This is a genomic window from Methanobrevibacter sp. (assembly GCF_036307625.1).
Taxonomy (GTDB): Archaea; Methanobacteriota; Methanobacteria; order Methanobacteriales; family Methanobacteriaceae; genus Methanocatella.
In genome coordinates this window covers 1-5,669 of record NZ_JAXJXF010000074.1, presented here as the reverse complement: position 1 = coordinate 5,669, position 5,669 = coordinate 1, and the positions used below count along the sequence as shown (strand labels likewise).

Below are 5,669 nucleotides of genomic sequence, written 5' to 3'. Positions count from 1 at the left end.
GTTGAAGGCCTTAACTTGTTCAAAGGCCATGCAGAATTGTTAAGCGGTGATGTAAAAATTCCACATATGGGTTGGAATAGACTAGATGTATGTAATGATTCGCCTATTCTAGAAGGTATTGACAAGGAATACTTTTATTTTGTTCATTCTTATCATGTTGTTCCTGATGATGATAATATCATCGCGGGCACTTGTGATTATGGTGGGGATGTTGTTGCATCTTTAAGCCAAAATAATTTATTTTCAACACAATTCCATCCAGAAAAAAGCGGTATTGCAGGACTTAAAATTTTAAAGAATTTCACTAGATTGGAGATATAACTATGGATATTGAAGGATTTGTAAGAGCTAGGATTGATGATTATTCATATGATGATTTGGCGGATATTTTAGCTGTAAGAATAAGAGAATATAAAAAGATTTCAGAAGATAACTCTAAAGAGATGGCAAAGGCGGTAATAGATGAGGTTCAAACCACATTGAAATTACAGGAAAGTGATGATGAATTTTTAAAGGAAATAGCTAATGTCAATAAGGCAGATGTATTGATGGGCGAAATGGGAGTAGGGTCTCGTGGAGCTGGAGACTTTTTTGTCCACAGAAAAATTGCAGAGATAGTTTCATCCACAAATACTGCATCTCTAGTCAATCCATCAGAGCAGGATGATGGAGGAGTTGTCAAGGCTCAGGCTAATAATGATGAAGTTTATATTACTACTGCCGTTGATGGAATACACTCAAGATTAAGTGAATATCCATTTTTAGGTGGTTTTCATGTAACAAGGGCAACACTTAGGGATGTTTGTGTAATGGGGGCTGACCCTGTTGCTATATTAAGTGATGTACACTTGGCTGATGATGGAGATGTTGCTAAAATATTTGATTTCACTGCAGGTGTTGCAGCGGTTTCCGAGCTGGTCGATGTTCCAATCGTAGCGGGAAGTACTTTACGTGTCGGTGGAGATATGGTTTTAGGGGACAGGTTTGTTTCAGCCGTTGGAAGTGTCGGTGTTTCCAACTATCCTCCAACTGCAAGAAAAGGTGCTACTGAGGGGGATGTGATTCTTTTAACAGAGGGTTCCGGTGGAGGAACAATCACAACAACTGCATTATATAATGGATTTTTCGATGTTGTATGGGATACCATGAATGTTAACTTTGTTCAGGCATCACATGCTCTGTTTGAAGCTGACCTTGTAAAAGACATTCATGCAATGACTGATGTAACTAATGGAGGTCTTAGAGGGGATGCTCATGAAATATCAAACACAACTGGTGTTGGATTGGAATTTTATGAAAAAGAAATAAGACAAATGGTCGCTCCAAATGTTTTAAATATGCTTGAAACTTTAAATATTGATCCGTTGGGTGTTTCAACAGATTCATTGATGCTTATTGCACCTCCAGAAATTGTTGGAGACATTAAAAAAGCAGTTGCAAAATATGATGTGGCAATTTCTGAAATTGGGGAAGTTAATAATTCCGGAGAACCTATTTTGATTAAAGAGGATTCAACAGAAGAAAAACTTGTTCCATTATTTAGAGAAGCAGCCTATACCAAAATTAAAAAGTTGGTTGGTGAGACTACTCCTGAAGACTTTGAAGAAATGAAGCAAAAGGTTCAACAGGCTTCAGATGCTGCAATTGCTAAAAAGGATAAAGTGATAAAACACATTCGTGAAAATTAATTTTTTCACACTTCAACTTTTTTTATTAATTTTAAAATCCTATTATCATTCATGTTGGATGATAAAGGAAATTTTATTATTGTAGAAGCTATTTTAGCTGTTATTTTATTGTTATTTGCATTTATGATTTTTAATCAGGCTATTTTCACAATGGATTCTGATTATTCGAGTGAAATAAAAGATTCTAAAAATGCTCAAGACATTATGGAATTTTTAAGCGGTAAAATCAATTTCACGGATAAAACATTTCTTGGTGAAATTTCAACAATTCTACAGGAGGGTAAAAATTCAAAAGAGTCGATTAGTGAAGTTTCTGAAATTTGCAAAGATAAGTTCTCAGGTCTAAATATTAAAAATTATAGATTCAGTGAAAATAACGTCTTGGATGATAAGGTATTAGCTAGTTCGGGAGATTATTCAAAATCAAAGGATATATCTGTGGCCATAAGAACTTATGGGGATTATTCTTATACGTTGTCGGTATGGTAATTATTAAATACTATAAAAATCATATAATTAATTGTTATCTTATTTTGTTTAGCCCTGGTGGTGTAGTTTGGATAACACATGGGACTGCGGATCCCATTCCCCGGGTTCAAATCCCGGCCAGGGCATTATTATTTCCGTGATTATTATGTTAAATGCTAATACTTATGTTACATCTCAAAAGGGTATTGGTGGAACTATTAGAAACCAATATGAAGATTTTTATGTGGAGGAAATTCCTGAAATAATTCCTGAAGGTGAAGGTCCCAACGTTTATGTCTGGATTGAAAAATTGGGAAGAACAACCTTGGATGTTGCTTTGGATATTGCTCGCGATTTGCATATTTCTAGAAAAAGAATGGGCTTTGCAGGAATGAAGGATAAAAAGGCTTTAACTCGTCAATGGATTTGCATTGCAAATATGGATTCTGAAGAGCAGTTCAAACAAGTTGAAAATTTGGACATTTATAAGACTGATTTTTTAAAGATTGTTCGTGGCCGTAAAAAACTGAGAATGGGCCAACTTAAAGGAAATAAGTTCAAAATACTTGTCAGGGACTTGGACGATATTGAAAAAAGCACTGATGTTGCTAATGAAGTTTTAAAAGAATTGGAATCAACAGGCGTTCCCAATTATTTTGGCTGGCAGAGATTTGGAAAACCAAGGACAATCACTCATCTTGTTGGTGAAGCCTTAGTTGAAAATGACCTTGAAAAAGCTGTTGGAAGGTATATTGGAAATCCTCAGGATGATGAATCTGAAGAAAATCAATTGGCAAGACAGGCATTTGATGACGGTAATTTAGAGGAGTCCCTTAATTTAATGGGTAAGGGAATGCGTTATGAAAAGATGATGATTAAGGAATTGATTAAAGATTCCAAAAAAGGTGAATTGACTGACAAATCGTATATGAATGCATTACACGCTCTTCCGAAGCCACTTCAAAGAATGTTTGTACATGCATATCAATCTTATCTATTTAATGAAGCTGTAAGTAATAGGGTAAAAATGGGAATTGACAAATATGTTGAAGGAGATATTGTAATAGATCCTGAAGAGCATATTGTTCGCGATAAAACTCCTGAAGAATTCCAGGAATTAATTGAAACTTTTCAAGCTAGTCCCACTTGTCCATTATATGGTACAAAGGTTCCTTTTGCTGGTGGAACTGTTGGAGAGATGGAAGAGAATATATTAAAAAACTACAATATTACCAAAGAAGATTTTGAAGTTCCAAAAATGCCTCGTTTGGGAAGTCATGGATTAAGACGTGCTATGCGTTTTAAAGTATGGGACACTTCGGCTATTCCAACAGATGATGGTGTTTTATGTGAATTTTCAATTAGTAAAGGATCTTATGCGACTGCAGTTTTAAGAGAAGTAATGAAAAAAGATGTTATTTAGGTGAGATGATGGTTATCTGTCAAGATTGTGGAAAAGACGTAAAAGATGCAAAATTCTGTTCAAATTGTGGAGCTTTGCTTAAAAAAAGTGAAGCTGTTCCAGCTGAAGAAACTTCTGAAGTTCAAGAAACTGGTGCTGGCTTTGAAGAAGCTTCTGAAAATGTTAAAGAGGAACCTGTAAAAGAAACTCCTGCTGGAACAAAGAAATCAAAATTCTGTACAAATTGTGGTTTTGAACTCAATGGTGATTTCAAATTCTGTCCTGAATGTGGCCATGATTTATCCAGAAAATTAAATAATACTCGTCCTGGTTCACCATCAGTTGGCGGTGAAGAAAAAAACATGGTGTTGGCCGTTGTTTTGAGTGTAATTTTCCCTGGTCTCGGCCAATTTTATTTAGGCCTTAACAATAAGGGCGTATTATTCTTAATAGGTTATATTATATCTGCAATTTTAGTTCTTTTAATCATTGGTGCGTTATTGTGCTTAGTAATTTGGATTTGGGCTTTAGTTGACACAATTCAATCTACTAATGCAATAAACAATGGTGAATATGTTGAAGATAAATTGTTTTAAGTAAATTTTGGTGATTTTATGATTGAATGTAGAAATATTGCAAAAGGAAAAGCAAAAGGTGAATTGATTGTTTCAACAGAACCTATCAGTTTTCTTGGTGGTGTAAATCCAGAAAACGGACAAATCATTGATCCGAATCATGAACTAAAAGGGGAAATAATTAAAGATAAGGTACTGTTCATTCCCGGCGGAAAAGGGTCTACTGTTGGCTCATACGTTATTTTCCAAATGATGAAAAATAACACAGCCCCTAAAGCGATAATTTGCCTTAATGCTGAACCGATTATAGCTACAGGCGCTATAATGTCTGATATTCCAATGGTTGATTCTCCTGCTGAAACTAAAGATTTGGTTAATGGAACTTTGGTGGAAGTTGACGGAGATAATGGAACTATAGAGATTTTGTAGGTGTGATAATGCAAACTCTAATTGAAAATGTGAATGTTGTCAATCCATTCGAAGAGGTCAAATCCAACTGTAATGTTTTGATTGAAAAAAATTTGGTTAAAGAGATTTCCTCACAGAAAATATCAACTAAAAACAATGTCAAGGTCATTGATGGTAATGACAATTACCTGCTTAGTGGTTTTATTGATTGCCATGCTCATATTTTTGCAAAAGGATTTCATAAAGAAGAAAACATGGCAAATCCATTAGGAATTCATTTTTACAATGCTGTTCCTCATGCAAAACAGACTATTGATGCTGGTGTTACTTCAATTAGGGATTGTGGTTCTGCTGATTTGAGTTTCAAATTGGCTCAACAAAGAAATTTATTTGTAGCTCCAAAAATTCATTTGTCAATTACTCCTTTAGTCATGACTGGAGGTCATTTTGACTTGTTGCTCCCATCAGGATTTGATTTGGAAATTATGTATCCTGGTTTTCCAAAGGGAAGATGTGATGGTGTTGCGGAAGTTTTGAAAAAGACACGTGAAGTTAAAAGAGCTGGTGCTGATTTTATAAAGGTAATGTGCAGTGGTGGAGTTTTGACTACAAACTCCTCTCCGGATTTTCCACAGTTTAACAAGAAAGAACTTAGAACTATTGTTAAAGAAGCTAGTGCAAATAACATGAAAGTTTCCGCTCATTGTCATAGTCTGAAGGGTATGAATAATTGTATTGATGCTGGTTTTTCATCAATAGAGCATGGTACATTTGTTGATAGGAAAACTGCTCAAAAGATGGTTAAAAATAATGTTAATTTAGTTCCAACTCTTTTGGTCCATCAATTCTTATATGAAAACGGATTTCCAATATGGGATAACTACGCTAACGAGAAAACAGAAAAACTAAAGGAAATTGTTAAAGTTCACAAGGAAAACATTTCAACTGCATATGAGGAAGGAGTTAACATATTGATGGGAACTGATAGTGGGGTTATACCTCATGGGCATAATTTGGAAGAACTGATTCATTTAATGGAAATAGGAATGTCCAGTGATGAAGCGATAGCTAGTGGTACTGTCAAGGCTGCTGAATTTTTAGGCCAAAACAATTTGGGCTTGGTAAAAG

At 35.0% G+C, this 5,669-nt stretch carries 7 protein-coding genes and 1 tRNA gene; all 8 read left to right on the top strand.

Annotation, left to right across the window (positions count from 1 at the left end; all coding sequences use genetic code 11):
- On the top strand, window positions 1–321 hold a 321-nt coding region (gene hisH, locus UIB65_RS04845), incomplete at its 5' end, for an imidazole glycerol phosphate synthase subunit HisH (protein WP_330039983.1).
- Between the two features lie 2 nt (window positions 322–323).
- A complete protein-coding gene (locus tag UIB65_RS04840; protein ID WP_330039982.1) occupies window positions 324–1,688 on the top strand; it encodes an AIR synthase-related protein in 1,365 nt (454 codons plus the stop codon).
- Window positions 1,689–1,739: 51 nt separating this feature from the next.
- On the top strand, window positions 1,740–2,177 hold the full coding sequence (locus UIB65_RS04835) for a hypothetical protein (RefSeq protein ID WP_330039981.1): 438 nt from the start codon (window positions 1,740–1,742) through the stop codon (window positions 2,175–2,177).
- A 51-nt stretch (window positions 2,178–2,228) separates the two neighbouring features.
- A tRNA-Arg gene (locus tag UIB65_RS04830) sits at window positions 2,229–2,302 on the top strand.
- 20 nt (window positions 2,303–2,322) lie between these two features.
- Window positions 2,323–3,579 carry a tRNA pseudouridine(13) synthase TruD gene (gene truD, locus UIB65_RS04825; protein ID WP_330039980.1) on the top strand — a complete coding sequence of 419 codons (1,257 nt, stop codon included), beginning with the start codon at window positions 2,323–2,325 and terminating at the stop codon, window positions 3,577–3,579.
- A gap of 8 nt (window positions 3,580–3,587) precedes the next feature.
- Window positions 3,588–4,154, top strand: coding sequence for a zinc ribbon domain-containing protein (locus tag UIB65_RS04820; RefSeq protein ID WP_330039979.1), 567 nt, complete (start codon window positions 3,588–3,590; stop codon window positions 4,152–4,154).
- Window positions 4,155–4,172: 18 nt separating this feature from the next.
- A complete protein-coding gene (locus tag UIB65_RS04815; protein WP_295113537.1) occupies window positions 4,173–4,562 on the top strand; it encodes a DUF126 domain-containing protein in 390 nt (129 codons plus the stop codon).
- A gap of 8 nt (window positions 4,563–4,570) precedes the next feature.
- The coding region (locus UIB65_RS04810; RefSeq protein ID WP_330039978.1) for an amidohydrolase family protein at window positions 4,571–5,669 on the top strand (1,099 nt) is incomplete at its 3' end.

Bases quoted from the DNA above. Each gene is read 5' to 3' on its own strand.
- UIB65_RS04840 (WP_330039982.1), top strand. From the start codon at position 324: ATGGATATTGAAGGATTTGTAAGAGCTAGGATTGATGATTATTCATAT.
- UIB65_RS04835 (WP_330039981.1), top strand. From the start codon at position 1,740: ATGTTGGATGATAAAGGAAATTTTATTATTGTAGAAGCTATTTTAGCT.
- truD (WP_330039980.1), top strand. From the start codon at position 2,323: ATGTTAAATGCTAATACTTATGTTACATCTCAAAAGGGTATTGGTGGA.
- UIB65_RS04820 (WP_330039979.1), top strand. From the start codon at position 3,588: ATGGTTATCTGTCAAGATTGTGGAAAAGACGTAAAAGATGCAAAATTC.
- UIB65_RS04815 (WP_295113537.1), top strand. From the start codon at position 4,173: ATGATTGAATGTAGAAATATTGCAAAAGGAAAAGCAAAAGGTGAATTG.